Genomic DNA, 16,411 nt, shown 5'->3' on the forward strand with positions numbered 1-16,411 from the left:
GAGTGCTGTCTGGTCGGTGGTGGCGGTGGCCGGCATATTCTAGTCTCGGGTATCGATAACGTGACTCGGGATAACAATCATGACCCTGCCCCGCGCCCTGATCCTGGCCCTGCTCGGCTCCTCCGCCCCGCTATGGGCCGCCACCTATCCGGTTTCCCTGCCCGTCACCGACGTGGTGCTGTTCCCGTCCCAGGCGGAAGTCTCCCGTTCGGTGACCCGCGAGCTGCCCGCCGGTGACCATCAATTCGTGATCGGCGATCTGCCGGAGCTGGACCTGGACAATCTTCGTATCGAGGTGGAAGGCGCCACCCTGGAGGGCGTGCGCGAGCGCCGCGCCAGTGAAGCGGAGGATGTGTCCCGGCGTCGGCAAGCACTGGACGACGAGATCGCCGCCTTGCAACGGCGTCTCTCCGAGGCGGACGCCGCCGACGCGCTGGACCGGCAGCAGATCGAGCGGTTGCAGTCGCTGTTCGGGCAGGCGCCCCAGGGCCAGGCGCTGTTCGCCGAGGTGCCGGTGGATCAGTGGTCGCGGGCCTGGAAGCAGCTGGCTGACGCGGTGACGGCGCGGCGGACGGCGATCAATGAACGCGCCGCCCGGCGCCCGGACATGGAACGGGAACTGCGGGCCTTGCAGGATCAGCGTGCCCAGCTCGGGCAGGCCCAGCAGGCGCGCCGCGGGCTGGTGCTGGACCTGAATGCGCCGGCGGCCAGCACCGCCCGCGTTACCCTGCACTATTTCACCGGCTCGGCCGGCTGGGGCAATCGCTTGCGGGTGGATCTGCGCAGTGACGAACGGCAGGTGGCCCTGGCGGCGGTGGCCGAAATCGAAAACCGCACCGGCGAGGACTGGCGCGACGTGCGCGCCACCTTGGGTCTGCTGCCCGCCGGCTACCGGGCGGTGCCCGAGCCTTCGCCGTGGATGGTCGGTCTGGCCAAGGCCGGGCAGGGCGGCCTGGCCAGCCGGAACTTCAGCGCCGAGCCGGCCATGGAACTGCTGGACGCGGCGCCGCGCAAAGCGGTATCGGCGCCGGCGCCCACGCCGGTGGCGCATGGGGTGGACATGCGGGTGCCGCTGGATACGCCGTTGACCCTGGCCAGCGACGGGTCCAGCGCCCGGGTGACCTACCGGCGGGCGACACTGCCGGTGACCCTGACCCGCGAGAGCTACCTATGGCAACAACCGGCGGTGCTGCTGGTGGGTGAATGGCGCAATGACGGTGGCGTGCCCTGGCTCGGTGGCCAGGTGTCACTGTCCCGGGACGGCCAGCGGCTGACCCGCTACCGGCGCACGGCGGCGATCCAGATCGGCGAGCGAGTGCGGATGAGCTTCGGCGACGATCCGCGGCTGCGGGTCAAGGTGGTGGAGCAGCCGGCCAGCCATGGCGAAACCGGCCTGATCAACAAGGAAAAGACGCTGGCGGTGAGCCGCACGGTGACGCTGTCCAGCGGCTATGCGCACCCGGTGGAGGTGCAACTGTATGACCGCCGGCCGGTGGCCAGTGACGAACGTATCGAGGTGGAGACCACCGGGGCGGCCCCGGACCGCTCCGGGGTGCGTGATATCCAGGGGCTGGTGGCCTGGGACCGCCAGGTGGAAGGGGGCGGCGAGCTGAACATCGAGCACGGCTTCCAGCTGCGCTACCCCACCGACATGACCCTTACCGGCGTCCCCGGCATGCGCTGAAGCGCGGCTAGCGGGACGCCGGCGGGCGGGTGCCGATGGTGACGTCCAGGTCCAGCGGTTGCTGATTGCGGATTACGTTGAGCGTCAGGGTGGTGCCCGGCTCGGTGCCGGCGATGCGGTTCATCGCCTCGTAGGCGTCGCCCATGGTCTCGCCGTCGATGCCCACCAGCACGTCTTCCGCCTGCAGGCCGGCCTTCTGCGCCGGGCTGCCGGACACCACCTCGTTGACCAGGCCGCCGCTGACGCTTTTAAGCCCGAAGGTCTCCGCCAGGGCGGGCGTCACGTCCTGTACGGACACCCCCAGGAAGCCCCGAATCACGCGGCCGTGTTCGATCAGGTCGCTCATCACCTCGCGGGCGATGGAGGCGGGCGTGGCGAAGCCGATGCCCTGCCAGCTGCCGTCCTGGGACAGGATGGCGGTGTTGATGCCGATCAGGTGCCCACGGGTGTCTACCAGGGCGCCGCCGGAGTTGCCCCGGTTGATGGCGGCGTCGGTCTGGATGAAGTTCTCGAAGGTGGCGATGCCCAGATGGGTGCGGCCGGTGGCGCTGACGATGCCCATGGACACGGTCTGGCCCACCCCCAGCGGGTTGCCGATGGCCAGCACCACGTCGCCCACCTTCACCGGCTGCGGGCCGTTCAGGTCGATCACCGGCGGGTTTTCCACGGTGATCTGCAGCAGCGCCAGATCGGTTTCCGGGTCGGTGCCCACCACCCGGGCCGGGGCGTCGCGACCGTCGCGCAGGGCCACCAGGATTTCGTCGGAGTCACGGATCACATGGTAGCTGGTGAGCACATAGCCCTCCGGCGACACGATCACGCCGGAGCCCAGGCTGGCCAGGGCCCGCTCCCGGCGCGGGCGCTCCATGAAGCGGTTGAGCAACGGATCGTCGCTGACGCTGTCGCCTCGGGTGACGATCTGGGTGGTGTAGACGTTGACCACCGCCGGCGCCGCCCGCTGCACGGCGTTGGCGTAGCTGTCGGCGGTGGGCGCGGCGCGCGCCGTCCCGGTGCCCTCGGCGGCGCGTGCCCCGGGCCCCTGCTCGTACCACCACAGCACGGCCAGGCCCACGGCCAAGCCGGCCACCACCGGCAATGCCAGAAAGCGGATCAGTTTCACCACTGAGTTTGCCCCCGCGAATCATGTAAACTGCGCGCAATGGTAGCAGATCAACGGGGAAACACGCCCATGCTGAAACGCGATCACCTGCTCGGCCTGCTCGACGACGAGCTGCAGACGCACCGGTTCCGCGATTACTGCCCCAACGGCTTGCAGGTGGAAGGCCGCGAGCAGGTGCGGCGGCTGGTCACCGGCGTGACCGCCTGCCAGGCGCTGATCGACGCGGCCATCGTCGAGGAGGCGGACGCCATCTTCGTACACCACGGTTACTTCTGGAAAAACGAGGACCAGCGCGTGCGCGGCATGAAGAAGCAACGCCTGCAGACCCTGCTGCGCCACGACATCAGCCTGTTCGCCTACCACCTGCCGCTGGATGCGCATCCGCAATTGGGCAACAATGCCCAGCTGGCGCGGCGGTTGGGCCTGCACATGGAGGGCGGTCTGGAGCCGGACAACCCCTTGTCGGTGGGCAACGTGGGGCGCCTGGACGAGCCCATGAGCGCTGAGGACTTCGCCGCCCACGTGGAAGCGGTGCTCGGTCGCGAGGCCCTGCACATCGGCGACAGCCAGGATGAGATCGAAACCCTGGCCTGGTGCACCGGCGCCGCCCAGGGCTTCATCGAGCAGGCCCAGGCGCTGGGCGTGGATGCCTATCTCAGCGGCGAGATCTCCGAGCCCACCACCCATTTCGCCCGCGAGACCGGCATTCATTACTTCGCCTGCGGTCACCACGCCACCGAGCGCTACGGGGTTCAGGCGGTGGGTGAATGGCTGGCCAACGAGCACGGGCTGGAACACATCTTCATCGACATCGACAACCCGGTTTAGCCGAGGGGAGCGGCGCCCGCTTCCGGGCGCGCCAGCGGTCAGGAATTCCATGGACATCACGGTGATTTTCAACCCTACCGCCGGCGGCGGCAGGGCCAAACGTCTGCGCCAGTTCGTGCGGGCGCTGGAACAGGGCGGCGCCCGGGTGCGCCTGTATCACACCCGGGCCCCGGGGGACGCCACGCGCTTCCTGCGCGAGCTCGGCAACCCCGGTGATTGCGTGGTGGCCGCCGGCGGCGACGGCACCGTCAACGACGTGATCAACGGCCTGCGCCCGGGCGTGGCCCTGGCCGTGTTTCCGATCGGCACCGCCAATGTGCTGGCCCGGGAGCTGGCCCTTCCGCGCCGTCCCGAGGCCGCCGCCCGGGTGGCCCTGGAAGGGCGCGCGCAGACCATCACCCCGGCCCGCCTCAACGGTCGCCGTTTCCTGGTCATGGCCGGCGTCGGTTACGACGCCTGGGTGGTGGACCAGGTGGACCTGATTTCCAAGCGCCGCATCGGCAAGCTGGCCTACCTGGTGAGCATGATCCGGCAGCTGTTTCGCTATGGCGAGGTGACCTTCCGGGTCACCGTGGATGGCCGGCCCCTGGACTGTTTCTCGGCGGTGATCAGCAATGGCCGCTACTACGGCGGTGGCTTCGTGCTCAGCCGCCAGGCCAGCCTGGCCCGGCGCAGTGTTCAGGTGCTGCTGTTCCAGCGCCCGGGCCCGCTGTTCCTGCTGCGGTGCCTGGCGGCGCTGGCGCTGGGGCGCCTGGAGAAGGTGGACGGCGTGGCGTCCCTGAGCGCGGAACGGCTCACCATCAGCGCCCCGGGCCTGGAACCGGTGCAGACCGACGGCGACCCGGCCGGCTGGTTGCCCGCCGAGATCGACCTGGAGCCGGAGCCGGTGACGGTCCTGGTGCCCCGGGCCTGATCCCGGGGCATAAGACCCAAACGGAAAGTTCTTAGCATCGGTGGAGGGGGTCACGGCTTGGCCGTTATAATCCGCCGCCATAACAGCCAATCCGACCTTAAGGGAGTGAACATGTCGCAACTGGTGCAACCTCACGGCAGCGATACGCTGAACATTCTGCTGCTGGACGGCGCCGAGCGGGAGCAGGCCCTGGCCGCCGCCCGGGACCTGCCCCGCATCACCCTCAGTTCCCGGGAACGCGGGGACCTGATCATGCTCGGCATCGGCGGCTTCACCCCCCTGGACGGTTTCATGGGCAAGGCCGACTGGCAGAGCGTGTGCGACAACATGACCCTGGCCAACGGCGTGTTCTGGCCGATCCCGATCACCCTGTCCACCGACGCCGCCACCGCCGACGGCCTGGCCGAGGGCGCCGAAGTGGCCCTGGTGGATGAGGACGGCGACATCATGGGCTCCATGACGGTCACCGAGAAGTACGCCATCGACAAGGCCCACGAGTGCCAGCAGGTGTTCAAGACCACCGACGAGGAGCACCCGGGCGTGAAAATGGTCATGGCCCAGGGCGACGTGAACCTGGCCGGGCCGGTGAAGGTGTTCAGCCAGGGCGATTTCCCCGAGAAGTACGCCGGCATCTACATGACCCCCACCGAAACCCGGGCCATGTTCGAGGCGCGCGGCTGGAAAACCGTGGCCGCCTTCCAGACCCGCAACCCCATGCACCGCTCCCACGAGCACTTGGCGAAAATCGCCATCGAGATCTGCGACGGCGTCATGGTGCATTCACTGCTGGGTAACCTGAAGCCCGGTGATATCCCCGCCGAAGTGCGTCAGAACGCCATCAAGACCCTGATCGACAACTACTTCGTGGAGAACACCGTGGTGCAGTCCGGCTACCCGCTGGACATGCGCTACGCCGGTCCCCGCGAGGCGCTGCTGCACGCTCTGTTCCGCCAGAACTACGGCTGCTCCCACCTGATCGTGGGCCGCGACCACGCTGGCGTGGGCGATTACTACGGGCCCTTCGACGCCCATCACATCTTCGATGAGATCGCCGACGACGCCCTGATCACCCAGCCGCTGAAGATCGACTGGACCTTCTGGTGCGACAAGTGCGGCACCATGGCGAGCATGCGCACCTGCCCGCACACCGCCGAGGACCGGGTCCTGGTGAGCGGTACCAAGCTGCGCAAACTGCTCAGTGAAGGCGGCGACGTGCCGGACAACTTCAGCCGCCCGGAGGTGCTGGCGGTGCTGCGTGAGTACTACGAAGGTCTGCAGGACCACGAGAAGGTGAAGGTGGAGCTCAAGGGCCACTCGGCGCGCTGATCCGCGCCACCGCGCACAAAAAACCCGGGCCAGGCCCGGGTTTTTTTATGCGTCGGCGCGCTCAGCGCGGGCGGTCGCTCTCGTCGTTGTCGTCTCGCACGTCGGCGTAATCGCGGGGCGGCTCCACCACCGCCGCCGGCGTTTCCTCGTCGGTGTTCACCGGGCTGAAGGGCCCTTCAGCCTGCTTCTGCAGACCGAAATCCTCGGACAGGGTGCCCTGGGCCTTGGGCGCGTAGTCCAGGGGCTGGGAGAGCGGCGTTTCCGGCTCGTGGGCGGCGTCCAGGCTCTTGGCGGCGGCCTTCTTGCGGCCGGCTTCGCTGCACAGACTCCGCGCGCCCCGTGACAAATGCTGGTGGACCGACCGGTAGGTCTGGGTCAGCTCGTTGACCAGGTCGGCGGTTTCCAGGAAATGATGGTCCACCCGGTCGCGGTACTGGTTCAGGGCGTTGCGGGCCTCGTCGCGCTCGCGGATCAGCCGGCTGCCCTGGCGGCGGGCGGGCATCAGCCAGTAGAGCAGGCCGGCGCCCAGGATCAGGCCGGCGAGAAAGGTGAGCAGGTGGGTTGTCAGCGTATCCATGTCATACTCCTCAAGCAGCCACATTGCAGCACAGACCCGTGGCCGCGCCAAGCCAACCGCAGAGTAAATTGTATCGGGAGGAAACATGAGCCGTGACCGCCTGGCCTTGGAGGGTCCGGAAGGCACCCTGGAAGCCGCGCTGGAGGGGGATACCGAGGCCCCGCGCTTTATCGCCATCGTCTGCCACCCGCATCCGCTGTTCGGCGGCACCATGGACAACAAGGTGGTCACCACCCTGAGCCGTGCCGCCCGGGACGCCGGCGCCGCCGTGCTGAGGTTCAACTTTCGCGGCGTGGGCAACAGCCAGGGCGCGTTCAGCGACGGCATCGGCGAGACCGAGGACCTGATCGCCGTGCACAACTGGCTGACCCGTGAATTTCCGGACAAGCCGTTGTGGCTGGCCGGCTTCTCGTTCGGCAGCTTCGTGGCCGCCCGTGGCGCCGAGGTGCTCACCGCCAACGGGCAGGCGCCCAAGGCCCTGATGCTGGTGGCGCCGCCGGTGCATCATTTCGACTTCGCGTCCCTGGAAAACGCCGGCTGTCCGGTCACCGTGGTGCAGGGCGAGGACGACGAGGTGGTGCCCGCCGAGCAGGTGTTCCGCTGGGCCGGCGAGACGGTGCTGGCGCCGGACCTGATCCGCTTCCCGGACAGCGGGCATTTCTTCCACGGCAAGCTGGTGGATCTCAAGGAGGTGGCCGCCTCGCGGATGCCCTGAGGATCCCGGGGGTTGTTGTCAGCCCGCTTACGGAACGCTACATTGACTCGCCGTTCACCACTGCCGGACACCATGACGCCCCTCGAGAAATACCAGGCCGATCTGACGCGCCCCGAGTTCGTCCGCGACCCCACCCAGGAGCAGGCGGTGCGCGCGCTGGACCATCTTTACCAGAAGTTGTGCCAGGCCCGGGCGCCGGCCGGCCTGCTGGCGAAACTGCGCAAGCAGAAACGCCAGCCGGAGAAGGGGCTGTACATGTGGGGCGGGGTGGGGCGCGGCAAGACCTACCTGATGGATATCTTCTTCGAATGTCTGCCGTTCGAGGAAAAACGGCGCATGCACTTTCACCGCTTCATGCAGAAAGTGCACCGCCAGATGCGCGAGCGCCAGGGCGAGAAAAACCCGCTCACCAACATCGCCCGGGAATTCGCCGCCCGCTACCGGGTGCTGTGCTTCGACGAGTTCTTCGTCACCGACATCACCGACGCCATGATCCTGGCCACCCTGATGCAAACCCTGTTCGACGAGGGCGTCACCCTGGTGGCCACCTCCAATATCGAACCGGACGGCCTCTACCGCGACGGCTTGCAGCGGGCCCGTTTCCTGCCCGCCATCGAACTGATCAAGCAGCACACCAAGGTGATGAACGTGGACGGTGGCAAGGACCACAGGCTGCGTCTGCTGGAGCAGGCGGAGCTGTTCCATTGTCCATTGGGCGAGGAAGCGGACCGCTTCATGGCGGAGCGCTTCGCCGCGCTGGCCTCCGAACACGGCCGCCACCGCGAGCAGGGCAACATCCTGGTGGAAGGCCGCAAGATCGCCACGGTGAAATCCGCCGATGACGTGGTCTGGTTCGATTTCCCCGACGTGTGCGACGGCCCGCGCAGCCAGAATGACTACATCGAGATCGCCCGCGAATTCCAGACCGTGCTGGTCTCCAACGTGGAACGCATGGGGGCCGGCACCGACGACCGGGCACGCCGCTTCATCAACCTGGTGGATGAATTCTACGATCGCGGCGTCAAGCTGGTGATCACCGCGGAAACCCCCATCGAGGACCTGTACGCCGGCGGGCGGCTGGACTTCGAATTCGAGCGCACCCGCTCGCGCCTGATGGAGATGCAGTCCCAGGAATACCTGGCCCGCGAACACCTGGCCTGAGCGGTTTGGTCATTGCCCCCGAATCCCCCGGGTTAGACACTCTGTTTCCCGTTTCGAGACAACCCGGAGACTGCAATGATCCCGCGTACGCTGTTCAATTCCGACCACGAGGCGCTTCGCGATACCGTCCGCCGCTTCCTGGAAAACGAAGCCGTGCCCCATCACGAAGAATGGGAGCAGAGCGGCCAGGTGCCCAAGGAACTGTGGCGCAAGGCCGGCGAACAGGGCTTCCTGTGCCCCATGGTGAGCGAGGAATACGGCGGCCTGGGCGCCGACTTCCTGTACAGCGTGGTGGTCAGCGAGGAGATCTCCCGGGCCGGCCTCACCGGCATCGGCTGGGGCCTGCACACCGAGATCGTGGCCCCCTACATCGAGCACTACGGCTCCGAGGCCCTCAAGCACAAATACCTGCCGAAAATGGTCACCGGCGAGATGATCGGCGCCATCGCCATGAGCGAGCCCGGCGCCGGCTCCGACCTGCAGGGCGTCAAGACCACCGCCGTCAAGGACGGTGACCACTACATCCTCAACGGCTCCAAGACCTTCATCACCAACGGTCAGAACGCCGACCTGGTGATCGTGGTGGCCAAGACCGACCCGTCCAAGGGCGCCAAGGGCACCAGCCTGATCATCGTCGAGGAGGGCATGGAAGGCTTCGAGAAAGGCAAGAACCTGAAGAAAGTGGGCATGAAGGCCCAGGACACCTCCGAACTGTTCTTCCAGGATGTGAAAGTGCCCGCCGAGAACCTGATCGGCCAGGAAGGCATGGGCTTCATCTACCTGATGCAGGAGCTGCCCCAGGAGCGCCTGGGCATCGCCATCAACGGCCTGGCCATGGCGGAAAGTGCCTTCCAGCACACCCTGGACTACGTCAAGGAACGCAAGGCGTTCGGCCAGCCCGTCGCCGGCTTCCAGAACACCCAGTTCAAGCTCGCCGAGATGCGCACCCAGCTGGACGTGGCCCGCGCCTACGTGGACCGCTGCCTGGAGCTGCACCTCAAGAAGGAACTGGACATCCCCACCGCCGCCGGCGCCAAATACTGGGTCACCGACCTGCAGTGCGACCTCATCGACGAGTGCGTGCAGCTGCACGGTGGCTACGGTTACATGTGGGAATATCCGATCGCGCGCATGTTCGCCGACGCCCGCGTGCAGCGCATCTATGGCGGCACCAATGAGATCATGAAGACCATCATCGCCCGGGCCGTGCTCGGCGCCTGATGCCCCCTGGCGTGAACGGCCCGTAAAGGCGACCGGCCGGTCGCCTTTTTGTGGCCGAAAATCGTCCAGTTTTACATTCCTCGCCTTCTCCACCCCGGCTTGCGAGTTTATTCTTAGGCCGTCGGTGTATACCCCGACATTTTGCCGTGCCCGGGCCCGCGTGGACGAAGCGGTCCGGCCACTTCCGGCTCGATACGATGGAGAAAACATGATGAAAATAAGAGGCGCATTGCTCGCGACTTCCGTGCTGTCCCTTGCCTCCGGTTCGGCGTTCGCCTCCGGCTTTGGCGTGTCCTACCAGTCCGTGTCCGCCATGGGCACCGCCTACGCCGGCTCCGGCGTGCTCAGCGAGGACGCCACCAACCAGTGGTACAACCCGGCCACCCTGGCGGGCCTGCACGACGCTCAGTTCTCCCTGGCCACCCACCAGGTATGGATCGACACCTCCTTCAAGGCCGACGGCGCCAGCGGCCCCGGCGATTTCGAGGACGTGGAGCCCTTCGTGGGCAGCGTTTTCCTGGCCGTGCCGTTCAACGACCGGATCACCTTCGGCCTGGGCATCAACGCGCCCTTCGGCACCAAGATCGAGTACGAGGACAACTGGGGCAACCAGGTGGCTCCGGGCGTTACTTCCGGTGATTTTTACGCTCAGGAGTCCGACGTCAAGACGCTCAACGTCAATCCGGCGGTGGGCATCCAGATCACCGACAACCTGCGCCTTGGTGCCGGCCTCAACTACCAGCAGATTGACGCCGACATCGAAAACGCCGCTACCCGTCTGGAGGGCGATGACGATGCCTTTGGTTGGAACGTGGGCCTGACCTACAGCGCCGACGAGAACAACCACTTCGGCATCGCCTACCGCTCCGAAGTGGAGTACGACATCGACGGGGACATCACGTTCAAACCGGCCGCCACCGGCTTGCCGGCGGCGCTTACCTTCGCTGGTGAAACCAGCCTGGACCTGCCCGCCGCCCTGCAGCTGTCCTACGTGGGTGACCTGAGTGACCGCACCCAGCTGCTGCTGGGCGTTGAGCACATGTACTGGCACAGCCTGGACCGCCTGGTGATTGATCACGCCGGGCCGGCGCCGCTGCCGAACCCGGCCGTGGAGAACTTCAACTGGGATGACACCACCCGCTACTCCGTGGGCCTGCGTCACACCTTGCCCAGCGACACCGTGCTGCGCGTCGGCTTGGCCAAGGAACAATCCTCCCAGGACAACGACAACCGCTCCGCCATCTCCCCGGACTCCGATCGCGTCTGGGCGACCCTGGGCGCCGGTTTCAAGCCCACCGAAAACCTCAGCATCGATGTCGCCTATGCCCACATCTTCGTGGACGACGCCGACATCAACCGTCAGGACGGCACCAAGCCGCCCCTGGCCGGCACCTACGAACTGGACGCCAACGTGATCGGCGCGCAGCTGAACTACACCTTCTAAGCGCCGCGCGTCACGCGCCCCAACAAAAAAGGCGAACCTCCGGGTTCGCCTTTTTTGTGCCTCTCCCTTTATGGCAATGACTGACTTGAATATCCCCAGGCCGCGAGGTTAGCGTTGACGGTCGGTATTATGCGGTAGGAGCGGCTTTAGCCGCGATAAAGCCGGCACCACCGTTGGTCGTGGCTAAAGCGACATCGAGACCCAGCCGCTCCCAAAGCATCCATAAACCGCCCACCACAAAACCGTATCCACGAAGTCTCGCTTGAGCTCGCCTCGTAGCGCCTTGATGTGGTTTCAGACACAGAAGGCGGGCAGCCAATCCCCTGAGGCGCGATGAACCCTTTTGGGAAGCGCTTGGAAATATCCATATATATCAATTGGTTAGGTTTTGCCGGAAAATAAAGGGTATTGGGCCGCTGGTTGCACTTATGTTAGTTAAATCAGGGGGTTATGATTGAGTTGCCCTGTTCGCTGCCGCGTAGGCAGCTTAGAAATATACCACCGGCCCAGCTTTTCCAGCGGCAACGGTTTGAACCGCCCCGGGTATCGCGGAGGCTCCAGTATCTGAGAGAATGGAGCCATGACCAAATCCAATAAGTTTTCCCCTGAAGTTCGAGCGCGTGCAGTACGCTTGGTGCAGGAGCACCGTGGTGAGTACCCATCCCTATGGGCCGCCGTGGAGTCCATCGCGCCCAAGATGGCTGCGTGCCGCAGACGCTGCTGGAATGGGTCAAGCGTGCCGAGATTGATGTCGGAGAGCGGCCCGGTACGACCACGGCCGAGGCCCAACGTCTGAAGGAGCTGGAGCGCGAGAACAAAGAGCTACGGCGCGCCAACGACATCCTGCGTACGGCCAGCGCTTTTTTCGCCCAGGCGGAGCTCGACCGCAAACTGAAGTCCTGAACGCCTACATCGATCAGCACCGGGATACCTACGGGGTCGAGCCGATCTGCCGAGTATTGCAGATCGCCCCGTCGGCCTACCGGCGCCATGCGGCCCGGCAGCGCCATCCAGAACGGTGTCGCGACCGGGCCAAGCGCGATGAACGGTTGATTCCAGAGATCGAACGAGTCTGGAATGCCAACCTGCGGGTCTATGGCGCCGATAAGGTCTGGAAGCAGATAAACCGGGAAGCTATTCCCGTGGCGCGCTGCACGGTGGAGCGGCTCATGCGCCGCCTGGGCTTACGAGGCGCCCGCCGTGGCAAGACGGTGCGCTCCACCGTTTCTGATCGGTCGCTGCCGTGTCCGCTGGATCGGGTCAACCGCCAGTTCATCGCGGATCGCCCCAATCAGCTCTGGGTCTCGGACTTCACCTATGTCTCAACCTGGCAAGGCTGGCTGTATGTGGCCTTCGTGCTCGACGCCCTGGAGCAAGCCCTTTACGCCCGCCAGCCCGGCGAGTCGGAGAACTTGATTCACCACTCCGACAGAGGCTCGCAGTACGTTTCTGTGCGCTACACCGAACGCCTGGGCGAAGCGGGCATTGACCCGTCGGTGGGCAGCAAGGGCGACAGCTACGATAACGCCCTGGCCGAGACCATTAACGGTTTGTACAAAGCGGAAGTGATCCATCGGTGCGGCCCCTGGAAGTCCATGGAATCCGTGGAACTGGCCACGCTGGAGTGGGTGTCCTGGTTCAACCATCAGCGACTGATGGGGCCGCTGGGATATATTCCGCCAGCGGAAGCTGAGGCAAACTACTACAGGCAACTCAACAGTCAGGCCGCTATCGCAGCCTGACTTAAACCAAACAGCCTCCGTGAAAACCGGGGCGGTTCAGTGACCTGCAGAGCCGCAGGGCGTTGCTGGCAGATATCGCATGTTACTTGCTATGATTGTTCGGCGCTCTTGCCCATGCTCCCTCCGCTGTACGTTGTGTCGCTTACAACAGTCGCATGGGAACGGCTAAGCCTTGGAGAAGGGCGGAGCCCAGTAAACCTGGGAGGGGGCAGCGCCCGGGAGAAGCTAGAATTTAAGTATAGTTCGGGGTGGGTCGAATGCAAGGCGGCACAAAGAACTCAGGGCCACACCGCGCCCTGAGGCGAATTACAGCCGCTGGTCTATGGTTAGAGGAATGAATCTCCGATTTTCGGCCCAAGGACACAACTGATGACTGACTACTTTATTCAGGCGTTTATTTACCTGGTGGCGGCGGTCATCGCGGTGCCGTTGGCCAAGCGGTTCGGGCTGGGTTCGGTACTCGGTTACCTGGTGGCCGGTGTGGTCATCGGGCCGGTGACCGGGCTGGTGGGCCAAGAGACCGTCACCCTTCAGCACTTTGCCGAGTTCGGCGTGGTGATGATGCTGTTCCTGGTGGGGATGGAGCTGGACCCCAAATCCCTCTGGGCCATGCGGGTGCGGCTGCTCGGCCTGGGTGGTCTGCAAGTGGCACTCACCGCAGCGGTCGCTACCGGTTTTGCCTGGTCGCTGGGGCTGGCCTGGCAAACCGCAGTGGCGGTGGGGTTTCTGTTCTCCCTGTCTTCAACGGCAATTGTGCTGCAGACGCTGACCGAAAAGGGTCTGGTCAAAACCGAAGGTGGCCAGAGCGCCTTTTCCGTCCTGCTCTTCCAGGACATTGCTGTGATTCCGATGCTGGCCGTCATCCCGCTGCTGGCCGTGTCAGGAATCTCCGCCACCGATGCAGAGCACGGACACAGCAGCCTCAGCCTGGTTGAGAACCTGCCGGGCTGGGCCCATGGGCTGGCCGTTGTCGGTGCGATCGTGCTGGTGATTGTCTGCGGCCATTACCTGAGCCGGCCGCTGTTCCGCTACGTGGTGCAGTCCGGCATGCGGGAAGTGTTCACCGCCACGTCGCTGATGCTGATTATCGGCATCGCGGCGCTCATGAGTCTGGTGGACCTATCGCCGGCGCTCGGCGCTTTCCTGGCGGGTGTAGTGCTCGCCAACAGCGAATTCCGGCACGAACTGGAAGCCAATATCGAGCCGTTTAAGGGACTGCTGCTGGGGCTGTTCTTTATTACCGTGGGCGCGGGAATCAATTTCGGCGTTCTGGCGGAGTCCTGGGATATCGTCCTGCTTCTCGCCCTGGCGGTGATCATCGGCAAGGCCCTGATTCTGGTTGGTCTGGCCCTCGCCTTCCGCATCCGCAGCAGTGATGGCTGGCTGTTCACCCTCGGACTCGCCCAGGCCGGTGAATTCGGGTTTGTGCTGCTGACCTACAGCACCCAGAACCGTGTGATCCCGGCGGACACCGCGCAAATGCTGTCACTGGTCGTGGCCCTGTCCATGTTCCTGACGCCGCTGTTGTTCATTGTCTATGAGCGGGTGGTGCTGCCGCGCTATCAGAAAGCCTCCAATGAAGAAGCGGAGCCGGATGAGATAGAAGAGCAGGCGCCGGTGATCGTGGCCGGGGTCGGCCGCTTCGGGCAGATCGTCTGCCGGTTGCTTCGCGCCAACAACATTCCGAGCGTTGCCCTGGACCACGCCCTGGAGCAGATCGAAAACCTGCGCCGGATCCAACTGACAAGCTACTTTGGCGACGCCACCCGCATCCAGCTACTGGAAACCGCCGGCATTGCCGAGGCACGCCTGCTCGTTGTGGCCATTGATGACCGGGACCGGGCCGTTAATCTGGTGCGGCATGTCAAACAGCTTTACCCGGAGGTCTGGGTACTGGCCCGCGCCTTCGACCGCGGCCACGGCTACGAACTGCGCGAAGCCGGCGCCGACGACGTGGTGAGCGAAACCTACTACTCCGCCCTGGCACTCGGCGGCGATGCCCTTGCCGCCATGGGCGTCCACCCAGAGCGCGCCCGCCGGATGACCCAATCCTTTGTCGCCAGCGAAAAAGCCAACGAAGACCAACTGTTCAACGCCTGGCGCAACATCGAAGAAGGCATCCACTTCAGCCCACGCTACGGGGAGTTGTTCATGAAACTGGACGAGTCACTGGGTCACGCCATGCGGGAGGACGCACGGAGAACCGAGGACGAAACACCGTCCTGGACTCCACCGAGGGACAATCGCTGATCACAAAAACAGAATTGTCAAGGCGTATCAGCGCTTACTCGCTTCCTGGTTTCGGCGTCGCTGCCGGTAGCCGTAAGTGGCGTTTCTGACGGTTTCCTCATCTTCCAGTCCGGCCCCCAGGGCACCAGCGATAGTGGCAACCGAAGTCGCGAGCCAGGCAAGAGTGGTGTAATCGAAAAGGCTGACCGCGTGATCAAGTTGCGCTTCCAGCATGTTGGCCGGAATGAAAACGAGGACCGTGAAACAGAAAAGGGCCAGCAGGATCACGTAATAGAATACGACCCCGGAACTTAGCGTCAGTACAGTGACCGTGTTATAGAGGCGAACCAGACGTGGTGATCGGGCGTTTTTCGTCGATTCCCAAAGCGTGTGAGCAATGATAATCCAGGCAATCATTGCCGCCATGGCCACTCCCATAAGCAGAATAAGGCGTGGCCGGCCATAATTGGCGCTGAGCTGCCAAAGGGTGGGAAACACCAGACCATAGGCGCCGGTCGCGAACGCGACCGCGATGACGCGCTTGAAAGCGGGAAAGATGGTCCAGGGGCGGTTGGCTCGCACCATGCCTGCCAGGATGCGAAGGTTCCCGTTGATCTTTGAATCGGCAATGAAGCGTACATCAAAGGACTCTCCCTCGCCCGGTAGCGTTATCCGTCGTATCGGGAACAGCTTCTCGTAGAGGTGCCTGCCCACTAGTTGCCGGGCACCTTTGCCACGCAGGCTCTTATGGACTTTGTCGGATTGCCGGGTACGCTGCTCTTGGCGAGCACGGTCCTCTTCCGAACTACCATGGTGCAATTCGTTGACCAGTTGCAGAATTGCTTCGCTCTGGCGACGCCGTATTGCGCTAATGCCGAAGGCAGGCAATGAGATCAACGCAAGGCCATGCCCCGTGCTGGTTTCAGCGATTATGAAACGCCCGTCCTTGAAGATCGGCAAATCGGTAATACAGATCGCGTAGTCCCACTGCTGGTCTCGCTTGTACTCGAGAATACCCCCGATGATATCGGTGGAAGCCTCGGCAGCGCCGATCAGCGGATCGACGATCAGTTGGACCTCCCAACGCAACCGGTCATCGACGTAGTTGGCCAGAAGTTCGGGCAACTGGTCGATTACCTGTTCGGCCATCTCAGCGGACATCTCCGGGGCGGGTACCAAGCCAACCACCTTTCGGCATGCGTTGACCGCCTGGCTCCCTTTCGCTTCGGGTTCGGTGTAGACCTCGTTCCGAGCCTTGGACATAAGCGCTCCTTAACGACGTGCTAGCGAATTAGGGAGTGGGACGCTGTAAAACCCACCCTAGCATATCCAAGCTTAGTTGAATATCTGAATACCGCGACTCGCGCGATAGCCTTCTCGGGACCGGTATAAGGTGGACCTCGATGACCATTAATTTTGCGTTACTGCTGGCGATGTCAGCCCAAGCCGCG

12 protein-coding genes, 1 pseudogene and 1 other annotated feature are annotated in these 16,411 nt (G+C 64.4%); of the genes and pseudogenes, 10 read left to right on the forward strand and 3 right to left on the reverse strand.

Annotated features, from left to right (window positions below; all coding sequences use genetic code 11):
• Positions 1-79 precede the first annotated feature (79 nt).
• Positions 80-1,684: a mucoidy inhibitor MuiA family protein gene (locus tag HMJ39_RS03140; RefSeq protein WP_194296245.1), complete on the forward strand. Its 1,605-nt coding sequence runs from the start codon at positions 80-82 to the stop codon at positions 1,682-1,684.
• Positions 1,685-1,691: 7 nt separating this feature from the next.
• Here HMJ39_RS03140 and HMJ39_RS03145 read toward each other — a convergent pair whose 3' ends face one another.
• On the reverse strand, positions 1,692-2,807 hold the full coding sequence (locus HMJ39_RS03145; RefSeq protein ID WP_194296246.1) for a trypsin-like peptidase domain-containing protein: 1,116 nt from the start codon (positions 2,805-2,807) through the stop codon (positions 1,692-1,694).
• A 66-nt stretch (positions 2,808-2,873) separates the two neighbouring features.
• Here HMJ39_RS03145 and HMJ39_RS03150 point away from each other — a divergent pair, with 66 nt between their 5' ends.
• From HMJ39_RS03150 to sat, 3 genes are all read left to right on the forward strand, one after another.
• Positions 2,874-3,632, forward strand: a complete 759-nt coding sequence (locus HMJ39_RS03150; protein ID WP_161383379.1) for a Nif3-like dinuclear metal center hexameric protein — start codon at positions 2,874-2,876, stop codon at positions 3,630-3,632.
• Positions 3,633-3,681: 49 nt separating this feature from the next.
• On the forward strand, positions 3,682-4,545 hold the full coding sequence (locus HMJ39_RS03155) for a diacylglycerol/lipid kinase family protein (protein ID WP_194296247.1): 864 nt from the start codon (positions 3,682-3,684) through the stop codon (positions 4,543-4,545).
• 111 nt (positions 4,546-4,656) lie between these two features.
• Entirely contained in the window at positions 4,657-5,871 is a 1,215-nt protein-coding gene (gene sat, locus HMJ39_RS03160) for a sulfate adenylyltransferase (RefSeq protein WP_194296248.1), read from the forward strand.
• A 61-nt stretch (positions 5,872-5,932) separates the two neighbouring features.
• Here sat and HMJ39_RS03165 read toward each other — a convergent pair whose 3' ends face one another.
• Positions 5,933-6,448 (reverse strand): YhcB family protein, encoded by a 516-nt coding sequence (locus HMJ39_RS03165; protein WP_161383382.1) that lies wholly within the window; start codon positions 6,446-6,448, stop codon positions 5,933-5,935.
• A gap of 85 nt (positions 6,449-6,533) precedes the next feature.
• Between HMJ39_RS03165 and HMJ39_RS03170 the strand changes: the two genes are divergently transcribed.
• From HMJ39_RS03170 to HMJ39_RS03195, 6 genes and pseudogenes are all read left to right on the forward strand, one after another.
• On the forward strand, positions 6,534-7,163 hold the full coding sequence (locus HMJ39_RS03170) for an alpha/beta hydrolase (protein ID WP_161383383.1): 630 nt from the start codon (positions 6,534-6,536) through the stop codon (positions 7,161-7,163).
• A 72-nt stretch (positions 7,164-7,235) separates the two neighbouring features.
• On the forward strand, positions 7,236-8,324 hold the full coding sequence (zapE, locus tag HMJ39_RS03175) for a cell division protein ZapE (protein ID WP_194296249.1): 1,089 nt from the start codon (positions 7,236-7,238) through the stop codon (positions 8,322-8,324).
• Between the two features lie 75 nt (positions 8,325-8,399).
• Entirely contained in the window at positions 8,400-9,545 is a 1,146-nt protein-coding gene (locus tag HMJ39_RS03180; protein ID WP_161383384.1) for an acyl-CoA dehydrogenase family protein, read from the forward strand.
• Between the two features lie 208 nt (positions 9,546-9,753).
• Positions 9,754-10,989, forward strand: coding sequence for an OmpP1/FadL family transporter (locus HMJ39_RS03185; RefSeq protein WP_228462130.1), 1,236 nt, complete (start codon positions 9,754-9,756; stop codon positions 10,987-10,989).
• Between the two features lie 580 nt (positions 10,990-11,569).
• Positions 11,570-12,731: pseudogene (locus HMJ39_RS03190) on the forward strand (IS3 family transposase).
• Positions 11,847-11,963: a sequence feature (AL1L pseudoknot), on the forward strand. Its footprint overlaps the pseudogene before it by 117 nt.
• A 369-nt stretch (positions 12,732-13,100) precedes the next feature.
• Positions 13,101-14,981 (forward strand): monovalent cation:proton antiporter-2 (CPA2) family protein, encoded by a 1,881-nt coding sequence (locus HMJ39_RS03195; RefSeq protein WP_194296250.1) that lies wholly within the window; start codon positions 13,101-13,103, stop codon positions 14,979-14,981.
• 27 nt (positions 14,982-15,008) lie between these two features.
• Here the strand turns inward: HMJ39_RS03195 and HMJ39_RS03200 are convergent, their stop codons facing one another.
• Positions 15,009-16,223: a hypothetical protein gene (locus HMJ39_RS03200; RefSeq protein WP_194296251.1), complete on the reverse strand. Its 1,215-nt coding sequence runs from the start codon at positions 16,221-16,223 to the stop codon at positions 15,009-15,011.
• Positions 16,224-16,411 lie beyond the last annotated feature (188 nt).

Source organism: Alloalcanivorax profundimaris (assembly GCF_015265435.1).
Taxonomy (GTDB): domain Bacteria; phylum Pseudomonadota; class Gammaproteobacteria; order Pseudomonadales; family Alcanivoracaceae; genus Alloalcanivorax; species Alloalcanivorax profundimaris.

Bases quoted from the DNA above. Each gene is read 5' to 3' on its own strand.
- HMJ39_RS03200 (WP_194296251.1), bottom strand. From the start codon at position 16,223: ATGTCCAAGGCTCGGAACGAGGTCTACACCGAACCCGAAGCGAAAGGG.
- HMJ39_RS03170 (WP_161383383.1), top strand. From the start codon at position 6,534: ATGAGCCGTGACCGCCTGGCCTTGGAGGGTCCGGAAGGCACCCTGGAA.
- HMJ39_RS03150 (WP_161383379.1), top strand. From the start codon at position 2,874: ATGCTGAAACGCGATCACCTGCTCGGCCTGCTCGACGACGAGCTGCAG.
- HMJ39_RS03195 (WP_194296250.1), top strand. From the start codon at position 13,101: ATGACTGACTACTTTATTCAGGCGTTTATTTACCTGGTGGCGGCGGTC.
- sat (WP_194296248.1), top strand. From the start codon at position 4,657: ATGTCGCAACTGGTGCAACCTCACGGCAGCGATACGCTGAACATTCTG.
- HMJ39_RS03185 (WP_228462130.1), top strand. From the start codon at position 9,754: ATGATGAAAATAAGAGGCGCATTGCTCGCGACTTCCGTGCTGTCCCTT.
- zapE (WP_194296249.1), top strand. From the start codon at position 7,236: ATGACGCCCCTCGAGAAATACCAGGCCGATCTGACGCGCCCCGAGTTC.
- HMJ39_RS03165 (WP_161383382.1), bottom strand. From the start codon at position 6,448: ATGGATACGCTGACAACCCACCTGCTCACCTTTCTCGCCGGCCTGATC.
- HMJ39_RS03180 (WP_161383384.1), top strand. From the start codon at position 8,400: ATGATCCCGCGTACGCTGTTCAATTCCGACCACGAGGCGCTTCGCGAT.
- HMJ39_RS03140 (WP_194296245.1), top strand. From the start codon at position 80: ATGACCCTGCCCCGCGCCCTGATCCTGGCCCTGCTCGGCTCCTCCGCC.
- HMJ39_RS03155 (WP_194296247.1), top strand. From the start codon at position 3,682: ATGGACATCACGGTGATTTTCAACCCTACCGCCGGCGGCGGCAGGGCC.